The sequence below is a fragment of the Bacillus sp. OxB-1 genome, assembly GCF_000829195.1.
Classification (GTDB): Bacteria; Bacillota; Bacilli; order Bacillales_A; family Planococcaceae; genus Sporosarcina.
Map to the genome: position 1 here is coordinate 553192 of NZ_AP013294.1, position 18095 is coordinate 571286.

Consider the following 18095-nt stretch of genomic DNA (forward strand, 5'->3'; position numbering starts at 1 on the left):
TGAGGAAATGTATTTGACGATTGACAGTATCGAAAAGAGCTTTACGAATGAAAATAAAGAACGAGTCAAAGTGCTCGACCATATCAACATGAATATTGAAAAAGGGAGCTTCGTCTCGATCGTCGGACCGTCCGGATGCGGGAAGTCGACTCTCCTTTATATGATTGCAGGTCTGGAGAAACCGGATGCAGGCAGTATTAGTATCTCCGGGAAACAGATCGAGAGACCCGGACCGGATCGTGTCGTTGTTTTCCAAGAAGCCGGCTTGTTCCCTTGGTTGACTGTATTGGAAAACGTCACCTATGGTTTATTGCTAAAAAAGATGCCGAAACAAGAGGCGGAAGCCAAGGCGATCGATATTTTAAAAATGGTCCATCTCAGCAAATATATCCATTCTTATCCGCATCAACTCTCAGGTGGAATGAAACAACGGGTCTCCATAGCTCGTGCGCTGGTCATGGAACCCGATATCCTGCTAATGGATGAACCCTTCTCTGCGTTGGATGAGCAAACGAGGATGGTGTTGCATAAAGAACTGATCGAAATCTGGAAAAAGACGAAAGTGACAATCTTTTTCGTCACTCACAACATCCGGGAAGCGGTACTCCTTTCCGAAAAAGTTGTCGTATTTGCCACGCGGCCCGGGAAGATCAAGGAAATCATTACCGTTCCCACTTCGACGGATGGCGTGATGGCAGATAGTGTGACGCTTCATACCGAACAGAGAGTGCTATCCATTTTAGAAGAAGAAATCGAGAAAGTGTTGAAGGAGGAGATGGGCGATGACTACAGCTTTAAGACGAATCATCTTCATCGCAATGATAGCGGCGATATGGGAAGTCACATCTAGATTTTCAGGATTGCCGGATTTCATGTTCCCCCGTTTGACGCAGGTTCTCGAAACGTTGGTCAACGGCATTATCAACGGGCAAATCTTGGCGGCCATCGGGAAAAGTATGAGCCGGTTGCTCATCGGTTTCACCATAGCGATCGTTTTAGGTTTGATCATGGGCTATTTGATCTGGCGGTTTAAATTGGTGGAAGATACGCTCGGTTTCCTAGTCACCGCCTTGCAATCCATTCCGAGCATCGTTTGGTTCCCTCTGGCGATTATCTGGTTTGGCCTGAATGACTTCTCCATTTTATTCATCGTCACCATTGGGGCCACCTGGACAATGACCGTTAGCGCAACGAGTGGATTCCGGAATGTGCCGACGCTTTACCAGAGGGTCGCCAAGACGTTCGGATCGACTGGTCTGCATTTCATTCGCACCGTTATTTTACCGGCGTCCGTCCCCCAATTATTGTCCGGTTTACGGATTGCCTGGGCCTTTTCATGGAGGGCATTGATGGCGGGGGAACTTCTCGGTTCCGGCGGTGGTCTCGGCCAGCTGCTTGAAACCGGTAGATCGCTTGGACAAATGGATCTAGTCATTTCCGTCATGATCATCATTGCCATTATCGGAACTATCATGGATAACGTTGTATTCTTACGTTTGGAACGGTCGGTTCAGAAAAAATGGGGTCTCGCTTGATCCACAGAAAAGGGGAAAATGATATGAAAAAGACATGGATATTCGCACTTATTTCCGTTTTGGTGCTAGGCGTCTTAAGCGCCTGCTCGGGAGGCGGGGAGGACTCCTCCTCTTCGTCAAATTCCAGCACGGTGAAAATCGGGTATTTCCCGAACTTGACGCATATCGCTACTATCGTAGGACTGGAACAAGGCTATTTTCAAGAAGAATTTGGCGACGATGTGAAAATTGAAACGAAAACGGTCAGCAATGGCGGTCTCTTCATGGAAGCGATGACGACAAAATCGATTGATGTCGGGACAGTCGGCCCCGGCCCGCTACTTAACTTTTACGTGAAAAACCCGACATTCCGCCTGATTTCCGGCGCAGTCAACGGAGGCGCGGTTCTCGTTGCCAGTGAAGGCGGCGGTGTTTCCGAGCTGGCTGATCTAGATGGCAAAAAAGTGGCCATTCCTGTCATCGGCAGTACGCAGGATGTCATGCTTCGGAAAGCATTGAAAGAAGTAAAGTTGGAAACAACGAATAATGGTGGAACGGTGGAATTATTCGCTGCGGCTCCAGCCGATACAGCTACCCTATTTGTTCAAAACTCCGTCGATGCTGCAGCCACTCAGGAACCTTGGGGCAATATTCTCGAATCTCAAGCGAATGGTAAACTGATTCTGGACTGGGATCAATTTGCTTGGGGCAAAGACTCCACGAATACGGTTGTCGCGGCGAGTGATGAGTTCCTGAAAAATAAGGACCGGGCCTCCGCTTACATTCGAGCACATCAAAAAGCAGTCGAATTCATCCAGCAGAATCCGGAAGATGCACAAGACTTAGTCATCAAACATATTAAAGACCTGACAGGCAAGGAAATCAATAAAGAAGAAACAGCCGCCGCATTCCAAAGATTGGAAGTCACGACTGACGTGAATGAGCAAGTCATTCAGGAAATGGCGGATATTAGTAAAGAAGCTGGCTACATCGACAGCAACGATATTGATGGATTAATCGATCTATCTTTATTGAAATGAAAAAGCACGTGGCGGAAGATATTGCCTTCCCTCACGTGCTTTTTATCTTTCACGACCCATCTTAATAATAAAATTATATCTTTTTCACAAACTCCGATTTCAATTGCATAGCGCCAAAGCCGTCGATTTTGCAATCGATGTCATGGTCGCCGTCCACGAGTTTTATATTTTTCACTTTCGTCCCCATTTTGACAGGGTTTGAGCTGCCTTTTACTTTCAAGTCTTTAATGACCGTCACGGTATCCCCGTCGCTGAGGATATTCCCATTCGCATCACGCCAGACTTTCTCCTCTTCGACCGTTTCCTCTTGTGGGTTCCATTCATGTGCACATTCCGGACAGACTAACATGTTCCCGTCCTCGTACGTATATTCTGAATTACATTTTGGGCAATTTGGTAGTTCCATGTTCCATTTCCTCCTCTTTAATACTTCCGATGGCAAGCAAGCTCTCCGCTTCTATACTGGCATAGTCTGCCGGTATTGACAAGCCTCTTCCAACTTGCAGCATCCCGTATACTAATGGTAGGAAATTTGTTGAATCGTTTCATCCCCCTATTTACTCTAATAAGTAAGCGGGAAAGGAGGAGGGTCGGTTGACCACGAAATTGAAGTTGGTGGCACGGGCAAAGAAAGGCGATACAGAGGCTTTTCAAGCGCTCATTCATGAAGAAAAAGAGAAGTTGTACAAGATGGCATTTGTGTATATGAAAAACGAGGAAGAAGCGCTGGAAGTATTCCAAGACACCATTTATAAAGCGTTGAAGTCAATTGCTTCATTAAAGCAGGATGCGTATTTCTCGACTTGGATTACCCGAATTTTAATCAATACGGCGATTGCATCCTTGAGAACAAAGCAGAAAGTCGTTCCATTGAGCCCGGAGATAATGGAGAGCTTGGGAGAGTCAAGTTCGCCGGAATCGGAAGACCATATGGATCTTTTGCAGGCGATGGATGAAATCGAAGAGAAGTATAAAACCGTACTGCTTTTGCGATATTACCAGGATTATACGGTCAGTCAGATTGCGATGTTACTCGACTGTCCCGAAGGCACCGTGAAAACGAATATCCGGCGGGGATTAACGATCTTGCGGACAAAATTGAAAGGGGTGTATTTGGATGACAGACAACATTCCAGCATTTAAAAAGGAGATTGACGAAATCCCGGTGCCCATGGATAAACTGGATGCGATCATCGCAACGACGGTTGCAGAACATGCGCCGAAACGGAAGAACTCATTTCGGAAAAAGATGGTGTATTCAGCCGGCGCAGCCGCAGTTGCGTTTGGGTTGCTGATCGGATCGGCCTCTGTTTCACCGGCCATGGCCAACATCGTATCGCAGATTCCACTGATCGGATCCATTTTCAGTGAGTCGGGGGACGCCGGCTTGGTGCAGGTGAGTGATCTCGGCATGACCCAGATTGTCGGTGCTTCCGAGACAGTGAAAGGCGATACACTTACGATCAATGAAGTCTTTTACGATGAAACGCGGTTGACCGTCAGTTATTCATTGGAAACAAAAGAACCGATGGACGAGTCTTATTTTACAAATGGGTTTCCTGATATATACGTAAATGGCAGGAGCCCGAGCAGTTATGGCGGCAGTTTGGAAGAAAAGGACATCACACCGACCTATCGGACCGGCCTGTTCAGCATCGATGCCATGACAGATTTGCCCGATGAATTCACCTTAGGACTGAAGTTCGAAAGCGAGGAAGGACAACGATGGAAGTTCAAAATTCCGGTCAAGGCCCAATCGAATGTGGATGTGTTGGCTATTGACGAAACACAGCAAGCCGGCGACGTCAGTTTGTCCGTCACCGAATTGAAAAGCAGTCCGGCGGGCTTGCTCATCCATTTCGATGCGGAAGCGGACGAAGACTTCTTCCTGATGAGCAACATTGAATTCAAGGTCATCGACGATATGGGTCATGAACTCGGCATCCACTCCGGCGGAAGCCAAGGCACAGTAAAAGACGGAAGGGAATTCTTTTCCGGGAATCGGCTATTTGATCCGATCGGAGATGACGTGAAGAAGTTGACGATTACGCCAGTGGTCGAACATGCGTCTGAAGGGGGCGGAGTCTCTATCGAAGGGGACGGCACCGAGACGCAATTTGAGCTCGAACCGTATTCAGGGGAACCGATTGAATTTGAGAGCTTTACTGTGGAATTGCCATAAATTAAGTTACTTCAGAGGGCGGATATGGTTTTGATTGCACTCTGAGTCAGATTGCTTGCACTCCTGCCTCACTTGCTTGCACTCCAATACCGGTAGCTTGCACTCATGCCAAGTTTACTTGCGCCCAACCGCCATTTTCTTACAATAGAGGCCTGAAGACCAAAAAAACTGTCCACCTCATTCGAGGACGGACAGTTTTTTTATCCAGCAACCGGGACGCTTGCTGCTTCCACTAATCGGTGATATGAGTGCAAATCCCGCTCATAGCAAGCTTTATATGTCGAAAGACTATGCTCTTTCACATTATAGAAATCGTTCCAGTCCACGATGCCATAGAGACGGTTCATCTTTTCGGCGTTATCCCAAGCCGTTTCCTCGAAAGTGATGTTCATCTCATGCTCTTCGATCAGCATGGCAAATGTATCGGGATTTCGGCGCTGTTCCGCGGCGGAATAGTTTTTTTTCATCTTGAAAATTTCAACCGTTCTATCGAATGAGGCCAGCAATGCCTTGCGGTCTACCGCATGGCCAAGTTCATGCATCGTCAGCGTGCGGACATAGGTCTCCAGCGAAACCGGTTGCTTCATTTCCCGTCGCGCTTTTTGCAATCGCTCCAAGTCATAGCCGACCATGTCCTGTATGAAGTCATACGTCATATTGACTCCAGTCTGTTGACGTTTCATGACAGTGTCCATTTGGACGGCATCCGCCGTGGAACGAATCCATTGTTTAATGCGCTTCATCATTATTCTTTTTTTCATTCACATTTCCCTTACTCTCTTATCTATATTTTACACATGGCAGGTTTGCAATTCATAAAGACGGGAATATAACAGGGTAAATGGTATAAGTACGTTCTTTTCTATTTATTATTATGCAAGAAAAATAGATTGAATTCAAGGGAGATAAACTATATTAGAATAAAAAAACTGTCCTTTATGTCAAAATTATGGACAGTTGTTTTACTTATTCCGATATCTCGATATGTTCGAATACTTCGGGCTTGCTGCAAGCATCGAGCAGGAGAAGAGAGAGAAGGAGGAAGACCTTGCCGTGCTTCATGAATCATTCCTCCCTCAACTCGGCTTTTAATAAGATGGCGCGGTCATACGATTTTATCTCCGCCAACGCTTCTTCGTCGAGCGAAGCGAATCCGCGGATGGACCCATCTTCTGAAGCAATCCAATCGGCGAGATAAACGGAATCACCCGGTTGCAGCATCACTTTTTCACCAATCAACGAACCTTGAGCGGATGCCCCGCCAATCGGTTCCAAGTCCATTCGGAGCAATCCGCTTGGCGAACCAAAAATGAGTTCATCATTATGATCTCCATGGCCTAGCCGAACACCGAAGCCAATATTCCGATCAGCCAGATCCTCTTTAAAAAGCGCAGGCTCATTTTCCGAAATCAATTCCCCTTTTTCATAAACCTCTACTGAAATCCCTAATTGATGCCCTTTCGGCAGATTGCCGTTAATGACGAAATACTCCATATCAGCGCCACCTGAATTGGCGACAAGGATTCGCTCATCTTCCGTCAGAGCCCTCGTGGAGATGGACAACTCCTTTGATGTACAGGCCGACAATACCAAAGTGCAGAAAATTGCGCCGAGCGCCAATTTCCATTTCATTTTCAACGGACCTCCTCCTGCAAACCGGCTTTGACAAAAACATAGTGGTCCCGCTCATACGGGCTGGAAAACTCGATCGGCACCCGTTTGCTAAATATCGGACCGTCGACGACGACGGTATGGAATTCACCGGATTCCCCGCACGAATCGATGCCGAGCGCTTCGAGTTCATCCATCAACTCGACTGTGAACCGGCGGCCGACGAAACGGGGCGGCATCATCTTCGTATTGACCACAACAAGATATGCTTCAAATCCCGCCTCGATGAACTCTTCCAAAATTTTTCGACGAGACTCCTTCCAAAGAGGATGCACCGCCTCCAATCCCACTTTGGCACATGAATGACGGACCCATTCCAGATGGTCCTCCAGATCGATATCGCCAAAAACACCGATATCGATCCCTGCTTCTTTGCATTCCCGCATCGCGTCCAAAAACTGTTCCTCATACCCATTCCAATCCGCTCCACGGGTCATCAAAGGGACGCCAAGGCTTTCGGCTTGGGCTTCCACTAATTCAATCGGGAGAGCGTGGGATTTTGAAATCTCCTCGCCTATTTCGAACATCGTCCATAACCTCACCGGGCGTGCTCCGGATTGCACAGCCCGATAATAAGCCATGGCAGAGTCTTTGCCTCCGCTCCAGGAAGCGACAAATGTTTTATTTTCCATCATTGGCTCCCATGCGCCCAGGCGATCCGGGAATCCACGGTTCGTACCATCCGGATCATGTACGATTGGAAACCTAATTTTGGCCAAAAATAGGAGGCCAGGTGATTTGGCGTATGCCAATCCACTAGAATATGTTCATAGCCGAGAATCTTTATTTCCTGGAAGCAATGGTCTGCAATGGCTTTCCCGATCCCCTTGCCGCGCAGTTCCATATTCGTGGAAGCGGAGACGAGGTATGCGGCATTTTCTGAAGCGACCATCGTATTCGCTTCTTGCGGCTTGTAGACATGGAAGGCTGCGGGAATGTCATTTTGCTCTGCAATCCAGAGTTGGATTCCCCGGCTCCCAGCCAGCTCTTCATAGTTTTTCCGCTCTTCTTCCAGGTTCTCTTTTGTAATCGGCTTCCAGGCCGGGGCTGTTGCCTGATGCAAACTATTCCAGTGGGCCATCTTTTGCAGGATAGACGGATCGTCCTCGACTTTCCGGAACTCCACCGTTGTGGTTCCATCCCCTTTTGGTTCATAATCCTCCAACGGCAGTACAGCAAACCTCTGGTCGAAGCGGAATGACTGCTCCAGCCATTCCAAGATGATGGCGTCATTTCCGACCGGCACGTAAAGGACATGCTCGAAATAACCATTGCGTACCCATTCCGCCCCCGCTTCTGCGTACAGGAGACGGACGAGCCGCGGATGCTCCCCGTTCTTGACAGCAAGTGACGGATAACCGATCGACACATACCTTCCCCTTACCGCGTCCTGCTTGAATTCATACAGCATATACCCGATCACTTCATCGTATCGGAGCGCCACCACTCCCGCAGCATACGGCCGGGCCGTTTCTTCGATCAATAGCTCGGCTGCGGCGATGGGGCTTTCAAAGCGGTCGGACAGAAACGGAAAGCGTTTACGTTCCAAAGCATGCCGCGCCGCCAGCAATTCCGCCATTTGTGGTATGTACGTTTCATCAAATTGAACAAACCGGATCATCGTCATCCCCCCGTTCTTCATTACTGAAATTGTACCATAATTTCCAGCAATCAATCCGTTTTAATTTTCTGAATGAAAGAACCTGACAACTTTTTCGTATACTGCTCCGTCAAATCATTTAGAACGTTTCGCGAAGCGTTGGATCATAGAAAAGGTGAATGATTGTCATGACTAGGAATACAAATTTCGAGCTCGTCGAGCAGTTTATTCTAGAAAATAAAGAGTCCCATTACCGGCTCGCCTACGGCTACGTCCGCAACAAAGAAAATGCACTCGATATCGTGCAAGAGGCTATTTTAAAAGCGCTGCAATCCTTCGATCGTCTAGAAGAAATCCGATATTTGAAAACGTGGTTTTACCGGATTCTCGTCAACACCGCCATTGATTTTATTCGAAAAAATAAATGGATTACGGTGATGGAGGACGATGTGTTAGGCATTCATCTGCCGACGACGGAAATGGAATGGGCCGATTTGGATTTGCAGCAAGCGGTCAATGAATTGCCGCCCGTTTATAAAACCACTATCCTTTTGCGTTTTTTTGAGGATTTGAAAATCGAAGAAATCGCAGACATTACAGGGGACAATGTCAATACAGTGAAAACAAGGCTCTACGCAGCATTAAGGAAACTGCGCTTGACAGTCGGAGAGGAGTTCAACGTATGAAAAAGCTAAAATCATTAAAACAAGACTATGAAAACATCGAAATCCCTACAGAACTGGAGAAGGTTGTCCAATCGGCCATTCGGCAAGCAAAACAGAAGCGGCAGCCTGAAAAAAGGAGACGTGCTCCGCAGTGGGCAATCGGTGCCGCCGCGGCCGCCGTCCTTTTCGTCGGCAGCATCAACGTCAGCCCGGCCTTTGCCCAAACGATAGCCAATGTGCCGTTCCTCGGGTCAATTGTGGAAGTAATCACCGTGCAGCAAATTAAAGTGGACCAAGGAACCTACCAAGCGGATCTGAACACCCCGGCACTGGAAGGCTTGAACAATCCCGAGCTGCAAACCGCACTGAACGAGAAATATATAGCGGAGAACAAAGCGCTCTACGAACAATTCGAGAAAGACGTTGCCGACATGGAACAGTGGGCAGGCGGCGGACATCTCGGTGTGAACTCGGGATATGAAGTGCTGACAGAAACCGACCAGCTGTTATCGATCGCCCGTTACGAAGTGAATATCGTCGGTTCCTCGTCCACCGTCATGAAATATGATACAGTCGATAAGGAGAATGGACTGTTGATTACATTGCCGAGTCTCTTCAAAGATGAAAGTTATGTGCCAATCATCAGCGCCTATATTCTGAATGAAATGAAAGAACAAATGGCCAAAGATGACGAGAAAGCATATTTTCTGCCAGATGACGAATTTACAGAAGGGTTCGAACAAATCCGCCCCGACCAGTCATTCTATATCACCGCACAAAACAAGCTGGTCATCTCGTTCGATAAATATGAAGTCGCCCCGGGTTCTATGGGCGTTGTGACATTCGAGATTCCGACAGACGTCATTAAAGATGTCCTGGTGAGCGATTTATATATAAAATAAGGAAAGCGAAAAAAGCAGACGCCCGACTGGGTGTCTGCCTTTTTCATGCCGGCATCGGCGTTTTGGTAGGTGGTGCATAGCCTTCCTTATACATATCGTCAATGAATTCACGGATCTCTTTCAATGATTTGCCTTCCTGGTTGAGTTGCACGGATTTCACCGCGATTTCCAGACAGACGAGGCATCGTGTACCATGGTCATCCCACACGACGGAACCATCTTCCCGGATTTCATCGACAAAACAATTCAAATTGCTGCCATGTCCCGCACTTTCGCCACACCCGCAATAGCAGGGCATCCATTCCAGAATATCCGCCGATTTCCCGGCCAACCGGTAGACAAGCCGCATATCTTCCGGCTTGTCACTCAAAAATGCCGGTAAATCATCCGCTGATGCGGTCACTTCCTGCAAATCGCCATTTGGCAAGTGATGCTGTTCGCCATGCACCAATTCATGGGATTCCCCGCTTGTTCCCGATTCGGAGCCGCAAGCCCCCAACAGGAGCATGAATGAAAACAATACTAGGATTGCCGATTTCTTCAACAGGCTGTCCACTCCTTCATCTACACCATTTTCCCCATTTTACCTAAATTTCCGGCTTTGAGGGGTTACAGATTTGTGGACAAGCTCTTTTCTTACTTCCCGATCATTTTCGACGGAACGACATATTCGTCAAACTGCTCTTCCGTCAATAAACCGGTCGCAAGCGCTGCTTCTTTCAAAGTCGTCCCTTCTGCATGCGCCTTCTTAGCAATCTTCGCGGCGTTTTCATATCCGATGTACGGGTTCAATGCCGTTACAAGCATGAGGGAGTTTTTCACTTTATTGTCGATTTCCTCACGGTTCGGTTCGATACCGACCGCACAATTGTCATTGAAGCTGATCATCGCGTCGCTCAACAAAGTGACTGTCTGAAGGAAGTTGTAAATGATAACTGGCTTAAAGACGTTCAATTCAAAATTCCCTTGGCTCGCTGCAAATCCGATTGTCGCGTCATTCCCCATTACTTGAGAGACGACCATCGTCAATGCCTCACTCTGAGTCGGGTTCACTTTACCAGGCATGATGGAACTGCCGGGTTCATTTTCCGGAATCGTAATTTCCCCGATGCCAGAACGAGGACCGCTAGCCAGCCAGCGGACGTCGTTGGCGATTTTCATCAGATCCGCCGCCAATGCTTTCAATGCGCCATGCGTATAGACGACTTCATCGTAGCTGGTAAGCGCATGGAATTTATTCTCCGCTGATGTAAAGGCGATGCCAACCGACTTCGAGATTTCCTCTGCGACTTGATCGCCGAAACCTTTCGGCGCATTCAAGCCGGTGCCGACCGCTGTTCCGCCTATGGCCAGCTCTTTCATCGATTCGACACTGGTCCGGATCATCGACTCTGTCTTCTCAAGCATGCGATGCCAGCCACTGATCTCTTGGCCCAATGTCAAAGGCGTCGCATCTTGCAAATGCGTACGACCAATCTTGATAATATCCATGAAAGCTTCGGATTTTTCCGCGAGTGTCGCTTTCAATTTATCGAGTGCCGGCAATAGTTGCTGCTCGACCGCCGTCACGCCCGCCACATGCAGCGCCGTCGGGAACGTGTCATTCGAGCTTTGCGATTTATTGACGTCATCGTTTGGATGAAGACGCTCCGTTTCGCCCCACTCCTCGAGTAATTGATTGCCGCGATTGGCAAGGACTTCGTTCATGTTCATATTGGATTGGGTCCCGCTGCCGGTTTGCCAGACGACTAACGGAAAATGATCGTCCCATCTTCCTTCCAGTACTTCATCCGCCGCCGCGGAAATAGCCTTCATCTTCGCTTCGGATAGATTTCCGTGCGCATGGCTCGCGATGGCTGCAGCCTTTTTCAAGTGGGCAAATGCACGCACGACACCGATCGGCATCCGTTCCCCGCCGATTTTAAAGTTTTGCTTGCTCCTCTGCGTCTGGGCTCCCCACAGTTTATCCGTGGGAACCTTGATTTCACCGAATGTGTCATGTTCAATACGATAGTCCATTTATTAGCACCTCTTAAAATTTTTTTACCACTACTATCTATCATGCACCTATTGGGCGGATAAATAAAATGATAAGCCCTTTGACTAATCTAGCTTCGGCTTCTTCCCAATGTTACATAAACGATCAGCGCTGAGAAACTGCAAACGATGATGACAATTCCCATAGGCAGTGCAGTCGCGTCACCGGCAATCCCGACAAGCGGGGAAACAATGGCTCCCCCGATAAAGGGAAGCAGCCCAAGAAACGCAGAGGCACTCCCTGCGACTTTCCCTTGACTCTCCATGGCAAGTGAGAATGCGGTTGCTGATACCATTCCGACACTGGACACCACCAGGAATAATGCGGCTACAATAATAGGCAATGGCAGGCCAAGAATGACGCCAAGCAGGAGCAGGACGCTGCCGGTTAGGGAGATGCATAATCCCGCAAGGAGCAATTTGCCCTCCTTCACGGTGCTCGACAGCCGCCCCACTGTCTGGGATGCGATTATGATACCAAGACCATTCAGCGCGAATAGCAATGAAAACTGCTGCGGCGTAATTTGATAGATGTTCTGCAATACGAAGGGCGAGCCTGCGATATAAGCGAACATGCTCGACATGACGAGAGACTGGGTCAATGCAATGCCCATGAACGTCCGATTGCTGAGCAAATTTTTAAACGTTTTGAAAACGGCGAGGATACTGCCTTCCGAACGTTTTTCCTCCGGCAAGGTTTCCGGCAGAAAGGACAGGACGGAAAAGAACATGAGCAAGCCGTACAAGCCTAAAATGATAAATATGGTCGGCCACGAAGAAAATTGCAATACAGCTCCCCCGGCGATCGGGGCCACAATCGGGGCCGCCCCCATGACAAGCGCCAAAAGCGCCATGAATTTAGTCAAATCTTTCCCGGAATACAAATCACGAGCAGCCGCCCTAGCAATGACGATTCCCGCCGCCCCTGTCAGTCCTTGGATGAAACGCAATACGATGAAGACGATAATGTTCGGACTGAAGGCGGAGAGCACAGATACGATGGCATAAGTAATAAGCGCCGAAATGAGCGGTTTCCGCCTTCCTCGGATATCACTGAGCGGTCCGAAGATCAGCTGCCCGGCTGCAAGGCCCAGCAAGCAGGCCGTCAAACTGAGCTGAACGAGCGAAGTGGTCGCTGTCAAATCCTTGGCCACCGTCGGCAAGGCCGGCAAATACATATCCATCGACAGCGGACCGAATGCCGTCAATGAACCGAGCAGGATGACAATCCAGCCTTTTGCCAGCGATCGGGAACCTTCCAGATCCGTTTCCATTTGTTTCATGAACCATCCCACTTCCTATTATTCTATTTGGAATTTTCACTAATATGGCTGTCTGCCATTATATCATGCGGGGTTGATAGGGGAAAAGGCAACTGCTTCGGGAGGCGGGCGGAGGCATTGAAACTTATGAGCGTGGGAGGCGGGGTTTATGGGCACAGAATTCAGCATTATGAGCTGGAGGAATGGCACTATGAGCGCAGAACATAGCGTTATAAGCGCGTTGCACGTCAATATGGGCGCACACACAGCATTACGGGCGTGAAGCAAAGGATTATGGGCACGATGAACGAAGATATGGGTACGGAACCCAAATATATGAGCGCTTGCAAAAATGTATGCACTCGGAATGAACAAAAGCGCAGGGCGCTTGCTCAGAGGCGACAGGCATAAGACGAAGATGCGGCGTGGCGCTTTTTGCCACAGAGCAGCTTTGGCTTATGACCCCGAGCCTCTAGCGCCCGGAGCTGGACGTAAACAAACCTAATTTTGAAGGTTATCCACATGCCCGAATTTTATAATTTCCTAAGTAACAAAAAAGACCCGAACCCGCCCGGAATTCCGAACGGGGTCGGGCCCATTTATACTTCTTCAGCAACCGGCAATTCCTTTTCCGCAGGTTCCTCGTTCTTAACCCGGACTTCCTGAGCCAGCTGGTCGATGCTCGGACGCAAGTTGTTCTTACCGGCGTAGTTTTCGAGCATTTCCTTGACGTCGATTCCCGAAGACGCCTTCAACGTCTCTTGCAGGGAAGACATCAAGTTCGTGGCGTACGATGTCACTTTATTGGCGCCGCCGCCTTCACCCCCACCTGTGTCGACAACTGTGATCTTATCGATATTCGAGAGCGGACTTGCGATCTGTTTCGCGTATTCCGGCATCATCCGGACGATCATATCAAGGACAGCCGCTTGACCGTACTGCTCGAACGCTTCCGCAATTTTCCGTTTTGCCTCGGCTTCTGCGAGACCTTTCAGGCGGATGATATCGGCTTCCGACTCCCCTTGTGCTCGCTGGGATTCGGCCTTCGCCAGACCGTCGAGCCGAACCTTTTCCGCGTCCGCTTTCGCCCGTGCCTCAATCCGGTATTTCTCCGCATCCGCTTCTGCGAGTTGCCGCGACTTTTCGGCTGCTGCCGTCTGCTCGACGGCATAGCGGTCCGCATCCGCTTTTTTCTTCACTTCGGAATCATACTGTCTTTCCCGGCGCAGGATCTCCTTCTCTTCCAATTCAATCTGCTTTTGCCGCTCGATAATTTGAATCTGCATTTCCTGTTCCATAACTTCCTGTTTGGAGCGGGCCGTCTGCAATTCATATGCCTGGTCCGCTCGAGCCCTTGCGACGTCTTGCTCCAAACGGAATTCCGCCACTTTCAGCTGGTTTTCCTTTTCCGCTTCCGCGATTTCCGTAGCCCGTTCCAATTCCGCTTTCTGCGCTTCTTTGGAAGCCTCGGCATTCTTGATGCGCGTCTCTTTTTCCGCCTCTGCGGTCGCGATGTCGGCGTCCCGCCTTACTTGTGCAATGCGTGGCTTTCCGAGCGAGTCGAGATAGCCGTTTTTGTCCCGGACGTCTTTAATAGTGAAAGATACGATGATAAGCCCCATCTTCGCAAGGTCTTGGGAAGCGACACGCTGCACCTCTTGGGAGAATTTATCCCGGTTCTTATAGATCTCTTCCACCGTCATCGAACCGAGGATCGAGCGGAGATGGCCTTCCAGCACTTCTTTCGCTTCGTTTTCGCGATCTTCTTTTGATTTTCCTAAAAACTGCTCGGCTGCTGTGGCGATTTCAGCTATCGAACCGCCGATCTTAATGATCGCCGTTCCGTCCGCCATCACCGGCACACCTTGCTCTGTGTATACTTCCGGAGTGGTCACTTCCAATTTACTGGACAACAGACTGAGCGGCTCTGACTGTTGGAATACCGGGAACACGAAAGTCCCGCCGCCCCGGATGATTTTGACCCGATTGCCCGAGTCATCCGTATGCACGTTTTTCGACCCTAAATAACTCCCCGTCACAATCAACGCCTCATCGGGCCCGACCGTGCGATATTTCGAAATGTAGACGAGGATAATCGCCAATAGAACAAAGGCGACAACTCCGATTGCAATCCAAATGCCCATTTCAATTCCCCCTTCTTCATTATAAGAACTCATTAAATCCCATCTTGTTGATCATCCACCAAGCTAGGCTTCGGGCAACCTTCGCTCTCATTATTTGAACCGGAAAGGCTCATACTCTTTCACAATGAAGGTGCCATCCCGCACTTCCATGATCAACACTTCCTTATCGTACTCAATCGGTTCGTTTTCGTACCCCGCAGCCCGTTTGGAAATGATTCCATTCACCGATTCAATGACAATTTCACCATAACCATCCTTTGGAACCGGTACAATGACTTTCCCGACTTGCCCGACGAGCGATTCATCCGTATAGGCAAGCGACACTTCGGCAGACCTTAGTGGGAGCAGTACAAAGAAATAGAGTAAAAAATCAAGTACGACCGCAATAATCAAAGCAATGCCAATGACGAGGCCGCTATGCCAGGAGGTGGTCAGCTCCAACACATAGCCGGATGCGGAAACAAAGGTGATGAACGGCAATAGGACGGCGGGATCCAATAGAGGCGTCCCCTCTCCGATTCCTTCCGCCAAATCGCTGAATAGCACATAAAGCACTGTGGCCAGACCGGATATAATGAGCACGACAAGATAAAATTGCACAAGCGACATGCCGAAAATCTCCAAACCATCACCTCCCCACTCCTGTCTTAATTTACGGTTCAACTTACCAAAAGTTTCAACTTGATGAAACTTTGTAATATAATCATGTCGAAATTTGCAACATGACGCATGTGATTTGTTATGATGGAAAAGATTAAAATCATTTCCGGAAACGGATGGAGGCACAAGTATGTTCAGTCCAAGAAAACCCGATCCTTTTTTTACAGCTCTTTTGACGATTGCCCAGCACGTTCGGGATGCAGTGCATTACGCCCACGATTTCAAGGTGCACTCGGTCGCAGATCTAAAAGAAGTGACGGTCAAATTAAAAGAATATGAAACGGAAGGCGATGACCTGATCCACGATCTGATCGCCAAGTTGAATAAGTCATTCATGACACCAATCGAGCGAGAGGATATCCTGCAACTTTCCATTAAAATGGATGACATTTTGGATGGCATTGAGCATTTTGCTGCCCATTTGGAAATGTTCTCCCTAATCGAAATTGATGAGTACATCCAAAGCTTCATGGAAAACATCGTGAAAAGTACGGATGAAATCGTCAAAGCGATGGAATTATTAGCGCGGAAGAAATTGGTCGAAATGCGGGACCATGCCGTTCAGATCAAAGAATATGAACGGATTTGCGACGAAGTGCATCGGACATCCATCAAACAACTCTTCATCCGGGAAAAAGACCCGATCCTCATCATCCAGTACAAAGATATTTATGAGCAGTTGGAAGATATAGCTGACCATTGCCAAGACGTAGCCAACACAATCGAAACAATCATCATGCGTAACGCCTAAGGAGGAGCGGTAGTGGATACTTTAATCTTCCTGACCATATTGGTCGTCGTTTTTGCGCTCGCATTCGACTTCATCAATGGATTCCATGACACAGCAAATGCGATTGCGACATCAGTGTCGACGCGGGCACTTAAACCACGGACCGCCGTCTATATGGCGGCGGTGATGAACTTCATCGGGGCGCTTACGTTTACCGGAGTGGCGAAAACCATTTCGAAAGACATTGTCGATCCCTTCGTCCTGGAAAATGGCTCCCTGGTAATCCTGGCTGCTTTGATTTCTGCGATCGCCTGGAACTTGATCACTTGGTATTACGGGATCCCTTCCAGTTCTTCGCATGCACTCATCGGCTCCATTGCAGGGGCCGCCATTTCGGCCGCTGGTTTCGGCATTTTGAACTACTCCGGGTTCCTGAAGATCATGCAGGCATTGATCCTATCGCCTTTCATCGCATTGGCGGGCGGGTTTTTAATGATGTCGCTGTTCAAGGTCGTCATGAAAAACCGGAATTTATTCAAACAGAATAAACGGATCCGCTATTTACAGATCGGGACAGCCGCTTTGCAATCGTTCACCCACGGGACGAACGATGCGCAAAAGGCGATGGGGATCATCACGATGGCCTTGATTGCTGCAGAACTGCAAACTTCGGACGATATCCAATTATGGGTCCGGATTGCAGCCGCCACGGCGATGGGGCTAGGGACATCCATCGGCGGCTATAAGATCATCAAAACCGTCGGCGGGAAAATCATGAAAATCCGTCCCGTCAACGGGGCAGCGGCTGACTTGGCCTCCGCTGCAATCATCTTCGGAGCGACGCTCATCCATTTGCCGGTCAGTACGACGCATGTCATCTCCTCCTCCATCATGGGGGTCGGTTCAGCGCAACGGGTCAAAGGCGTCAAATGGGGAGTGGCGAAAAAGATCGTCATGACCTGGATTATCACATTGCCGATTTCTGCGACAATCGCGGCGATTGTCTACCAATTGCTTGCCTTAATTTTTTAAATGAATCATTTTGCTTGCATTGTAGAAATGCCCATGTTATTATAAAAGAGAATTATTTTTGTTCGGCGCGATGGTCTCGACTTCATCAAGACCGCTTCAAGACTTGAGCAAGGATAGTAACACAATGTGTGCTAAGCACACGAGGAGGAAACAAACATGGAACAAGGTAAAGTAAAATGGTTTAACGCAGAAAAAGGTTTTGGATTCATCGAACGTGAAGACGGCGACGACGTATTCGTACACTTCTCCGCTATCCAAGGCGACGGCTTCAAAACTCTTGAAGAAGGTCAAGACGTAACGTTTGAAATCGAGCAAGGCCAACGCGGTCTTCAAGCTACAAACGTAGTGAAAAACTAATTTCACCCATTCAAGAGCCATTTCCTTTCGAGGAGATGGCTTTTTTTATTTCTTAAAAATAATGGCTTTACAGTCAGGGGTTGGTTGGACAACTTTGGGCGTTCGTTGGACATCTTCTTCCGTTGGTTGGACAGCCTCGATACTTTGTTGGAAACCGACCGCTTCGTTGGACAGTTCCCCGGGTTGGTTGGACAACTCCCGGCGTTCGTTGGACATCTTCTTCCATTGGTTGGACACCCTAAGCACTTCGTTGGAAACCGACCGCTTCGTTGGGCAGTTCCCCGGATTGGTTGGACAAC

The 18095-nt window shown here is 48.7% G+C and carries 21 protein-coding genes; 10 read left to right on the forward strand and 11 right to left on the reverse strand.

Annotated elements, in window-relative coordinates; genetic code table 11:
* Positions 1-7 precede the first annotated feature (7 nt).
* Genes OXB_RS02920 through OXB_RS02930 form a run of 3 tightly spaced genes read left to right on the forward strand, consistent with a single transcriptional unit; the run spans position 8 to position 2554 of the window.
* Entirely contained in the window at positions 8-850 is an 843-nt protein-coding gene (locus OXB_RS02920; protein ID WP_041071758.1) for an ABC transporter ATP-binding protein, read from the forward strand.
* Positions 783-1535 carry an ABC transporter permease gene (locus OXB_RS02925; RefSeq protein WP_041071760.1) on the forward strand — a complete coding sequence of 251 codons (753 nt, stop codon included), beginning with the start codon at positions 783-785 and terminating at the stop codon, positions 1533-1535. Before OXB_RS02920 ends, OXB_RS02925 begins: the two co-directional genes overlap by 68 nt.
* 23 nt (positions 1536-1558) lie before the next feature.
* Complete coding sequence (locus OXB_RS02930) at positions 1559-2554, forward strand: ABC transporter substrate-binding protein (RefSeq protein ID WP_041076206.1); 996 nt, start codon at positions 1559-1561, stop codon at positions 2552-2554.
* A gap of 73 nt (positions 2555-2627) precedes the next feature.
* On the opposite strand, the gene OXB_RS02935 is transcribed toward OXB_RS02930, so the two are convergent.
* On the reverse strand, positions 2628-2960 hold the full coding sequence (locus OXB_RS02935; protein ID WP_041071762.1) for a zinc ribbon domain-containing protein YjdM: 333 nt from the start codon (positions 2958-2960) through the stop codon (positions 2628-2630).
* A gap of 188 nt (positions 2961-3148) precedes the next feature.
* Between OXB_RS02935 and OXB_RS02940 the strand changes: the two genes are divergently transcribed.
* A complete protein-coding gene (locus tag OXB_RS02940) occupies positions 3149-3697 on the forward strand; it encodes a sigma-70 family RNA polymerase sigma factor (protein WP_041071764.1) in 549 nt (182 codons plus the stop codon).
* A complete protein-coding gene (locus OXB_RS02945; protein WP_041071766.1) occupies positions 3672-4736 on the forward strand; it encodes a DUF4179 domain-containing protein in 1065 nt (354 codons plus the stop codon). The genes OXB_RS02940 and OXB_RS02945 overlap by 26 nt, the downstream gene beginning before the upstream one ends.
* Before the next feature lie 200 nt (positions 4737-4936).
* Here OXB_RS02945 and OXB_RS02950 read toward each other — a convergent pair whose 3' ends face one another.
* From OXB_RS02950 to OXB_RS02965, 4 genes are all read right to left on the reverse strand, one after another.
* Positions 4937-5497 (reverse strand): hypothetical protein, encoded by a 561-nt coding sequence (locus tag OXB_RS02950; RefSeq protein WP_041071768.1) that lies wholly within the window; start codon positions 5495-5497, stop codon positions 4937-4939.
* A 304-nt stretch (positions 5498-5801) separates the two neighbouring features.
* Positions 5802-6374 (reverse strand): hypothetical protein, encoded by a 573-nt coding sequence (locus OXB_RS02955; RefSeq protein ID WP_041071770.1) that lies wholly within the window; start codon positions 6372-6374, stop codon positions 5802-5804.
* Positions 6371-7039 carry a diphthine--ammonia ligase gene (locus OXB_RS02960; protein ID WP_041071772.1) on the reverse strand — a complete coding sequence of 223 codons (669 nt, stop codon included), beginning with the start codon at positions 7037-7039 and terminating at the stop codon, positions 6371-6373. The genes OXB_RS02955 and OXB_RS02960 overlap by 4 nt, the downstream gene beginning before the upstream one ends.
* Positions 7039-8028, reverse strand: coding sequence for a GNAT family N-acetyltransferase (locus tag OXB_RS02965; protein ID WP_041071774.1), 990 nt, complete (start codon positions 8026-8028; stop codon positions 7039-7041). Before OXB_RS02965 ends, OXB_RS02960 begins: the two co-directional genes overlap by 1 nt.
* Before the next feature lie 167 nt (positions 8029-8195).
* On the opposite strand from OXB_RS02965, the gene OXB_RS02970 reads away from it, so the two are divergent.
* Together OXB_RS02970 and OXB_RS02975 are read left to right on the forward strand one after the other, a co-directional pair.
* The gene (locus tag OXB_RS02970) at positions 8196-8693 is read left to right on the forward strand and encodes an RNA polymerase sigma factor (RefSeq protein ID WP_041076208.1); all 498 of its coding nucleotides are present in this window, start codon (positions 8196-8198) and stop codon (positions 8691-8693) included.
* Positions 8690-9574, forward strand: a complete 885-nt coding sequence (locus tag OXB_RS02975) for a DUF3298 and DUF4163 domain-containing protein (protein ID WP_041071776.1) — start codon at positions 8690-8692, stop codon at positions 9572-9574. The genes OXB_RS02970 and OXB_RS02975 overlap by 4 nt, the downstream gene beginning before the upstream one ends.
* Positions 9575-9617: 43 nt before the next feature.
* Here OXB_RS02975 and OXB_RS02980 read toward each other — a convergent pair whose 3' ends face one another.
* The 5 genes from OXB_RS02980 to OXB_RS03000 form a co-directional block, all read right to left on the reverse strand.
* A complete protein-coding gene (locus OXB_RS02980) occupies positions 9618-10118 on the reverse strand; it encodes a PCYCGC motif-containing (lipo)protein (protein ID WP_041071778.1) in 501 nt (166 codons plus the stop codon).
* Positions 10119-10210: 92 nt separating this feature from the next.
* Complete coding sequence (fumC, locus tag OXB_RS02985) at positions 10211-11593, reverse strand: class II fumarate hydratase (protein ID WP_041071780.1); 1383 nt, start codon at positions 11591-11593, stop codon at positions 10211-10213.
* 89 nt (positions 11594-11682) lie between these two features.
* Positions 11683-12885: a multidrug effflux MFS transporter gene (locus OXB_RS02990; protein WP_041076210.1), complete on the reverse strand. Its 1203-nt coding sequence runs from the start codon at positions 12883-12885 to the stop codon at positions 11683-11685.
* Between the two features lie 587 nt (positions 12886-13472).
* Complete coding sequence (locus tag OXB_RS02995) at positions 13473-15017, reverse strand: flotillin family protein (protein WP_041076212.1); 1545 nt, start codon at positions 15015-15017, stop codon at positions 13473-13475.
* Positions 15018-15107: 90 nt separating this feature from the next.
* Positions 15108-15641 carry an NfeD family protein gene (locus tag OXB_RS03000; RefSeq protein WP_231860356.1) on the reverse strand — a complete coding sequence of 178 codons (534 nt, stop codon included), beginning with the start codon at positions 15639-15641 and terminating at the stop codon, positions 15108-15110.
* 166 nt (positions 15642-15807) lie between these two features.
* Here OXB_RS03000 and OXB_RS03005 point away from each other — a divergent pair, with 166 nt between their 5' ends.
* From OXB_RS03005 to OXB_RS03015, 3 genes are all read left to right on the forward strand, one after another.
* Positions 15808-16428 (forward strand): DUF47 domain-containing protein, encoded by a 621-nt coding sequence (locus OXB_RS03005; protein ID WP_041071782.1) that lies wholly within the window; start codon positions 15808-15810, stop codon positions 16426-16428.
* A 12-nt stretch (positions 16429-16440) separates the two neighbouring features.
* Positions 16441-17439 (forward strand): inorganic phosphate transporter, encoded by a 999-nt coding sequence (locus tag OXB_RS03010; protein WP_041071784.1) that lies wholly within the window; start codon positions 16441-16443, stop codon positions 17437-17439.
* Positions 17440-17595: 156 nt separating this feature from the next.
* Positions 17596-17796 carry a cold-shock protein gene (locus tag OXB_RS03015; RefSeq protein WP_041071786.1) on the forward strand — a complete coding sequence of 67 codons (201 nt, stop codon included), beginning with the start codon at positions 17596-17598 and terminating at the stop codon, positions 17794-17796.
* Between the two features lie 45 nt (positions 17797-17841).
* Here the strand turns inward: OXB_RS03015 and OXB_RS18605 are convergent, their stop codons facing one another.
* Positions 17842-18033: a hypothetical protein gene (locus tag OXB_RS18605; RefSeq protein ID WP_144399640.1), complete on the reverse strand. Its 192-nt coding sequence runs from the start codon at positions 18031-18033 to the stop codon at positions 17842-17844.
* Between the last annotated feature and the right edge of the window lie 62 nt (positions 18034-18095).

Coding starts and splice junctions, on each gene's coding strand:
- OXB_RS02920 (WP_041071758.1), top strand. CDS start 8: ATGTATTTGACGATTGACAGTATCGAAAAGAGCTTTACGAATGAAAAT.
- OXB_RS02925 (WP_041071760.1), top strand. CDS start 783: ATGACTACAGCTTTAAGACGAATCATCTTCATCGCAATGATAGCGGCG.
- OXB_RS02930 (WP_041076206.1), top strand. CDS start 1,559: ATGAAAAAGACATGGATATTCGCACTTATTTCCGTTTTGGTGCTAGGC.
- OXB_RS02935 (WP_041071762.1), bottom strand. CDS start 2,960: ATGGAACTACCAAATTGCCCAAAATGTAATTCAGAATATACGTACGAG.
- OXB_RS02945 (WP_041071766.1), top strand. CDS start 3,672: ATGACAGACAACATTCCAGCATTTAAAAAGGAGATTGACGAAATCCCG.
- OXB_RS02950 (WP_041071768.1), bottom strand. CDS start 5,497: ATGAAAAAAAGAATAATGATGAAGCGCATTAAACAATGGATTCGTTCC.
- OXB_RS02960 (WP_041071772.1), bottom strand. CDS start 7,039: ATGGAAAATAAAACATTTGTCGCTTCCTGGAGCGGAGGCAAAGACTCT.
- OXB_RS02965 (WP_041071774.1), bottom strand. CDS start 8,028: ATGATCCGGTTTGTTCAATTTGATGAAACGTACATACCACAAATGGCG.
- OXB_RS02970 (WP_041076208.1), top strand. CDS start 8,196: ATGACTAGGAATACAAATTTCGAGCTCGTCGAGCAGTTTATTCTAGAA.
- OXB_RS02975 (WP_041071776.1), top strand. CDS start 8,690: ATGAAAAAGCTAAAATCATTAAAACAAGACTATGAAAACATCGAAATC.
- fumC (WP_041071780.1), bottom strand. CDS start 11,593: ATGGACTATCGTATTGAACATGACACATTCGGTGAAATCAAGGTTCCC.
- OXB_RS02990 (WP_041076210.1), bottom strand. CDS start 12,885: ATGGAAACGGATCTGGAAGGTTCCCGATCGCTGGCAAAAGGCTGGATT.
- OXB_RS02995 (WP_041076212.1), bottom strand. CDS start 15,017: ATGGGCATTTGGATTGCAATCGGAGTTGTCGCCTTTGTTCTATTGGCG.
- OXB_RS03005 (WP_041071782.1), top strand. CDS start 15,808: ATGTTCAGTCCAAGAAAACCCGATCCTTTTTTTACAGCTCTTTTGACG.
- OXB_RS03015 (WP_041071786.1), top strand. CDS start 17,596: ATGGAACAAGGTAAAGTAAAATGGTTTAACGCAGAAAAAGGTTTTGGA.